This window comes from Aeromonas sp. QDB25 (assembly GCF_027707725.1).
Lineage (GTDB): Bacteria > Pseudomonadota > Gammaproteobacteria > Enterobacterales > Aeromonadaceae > Aeromonas > Aeromonas caviae.
The window spans coordinates 1-501 of record NZ_JAPCIZ010000261.1 but is presented as its reverse complement, the minus strand read 5'-3'; the positions used below and the strand labels follow the sequence as shown (position 1 = coordinate 501).

General features: G+C 50.7%; 1 protein-coding gene. It reads right to left on the bottom strand.

Features of this window, described 5'->3' with window-relative positions; translation table 11 throughout:
* Window positions 1-501: Tn3 family transposase (locus tag PG883_RS24025; protein WP_208488471.1), on the bottom strand; the 501-nt coding region annotated here is incomplete at both ends.

The window sequence follows — 501 nt, the reverse complement described above, 5'->3', positions numbered from 1 at the left end:
TCAATATAATTAAGCAGATACAGCGTTTTGTTGATGCGCCCCACTTCAATGATTGCCTGAGTCAGTCCGGAAGGACGTTCACTTTTCAGCAATGAACGGACCAGCACTGAAACCTGTACTTTGCCCAGCTTCAGGGAGCCAGCGGTCCGGATCATTTCGTCCCACTGAAGGACTATTTTTCGGGGATCTGATTGCCCTCTGGCAATATCATTCAGCACGCCATAGTCGGCATCATGGTCCATTCGCCAGAAAACCGAAGCACCGGCATCAGCCAGGCGTGGAGAAAACTGGTATCCCAGCAGCCAGAAAAGGCCAAAGACAAGTTCGCTGGCACCTGCTGTATCGGTCATAATTTCGGTTGGATTCAGCCCGGTCTCCTGTTCCAGAAGACCTTCCAGCACAAAGATAGAGTCCCTCAGCGTCCCCGGTATAACGATGCCATGAAAGCCGGAATACTGATCGGACACAAAGTTGTACCAGGTGATCCCTCTGTTATTACCA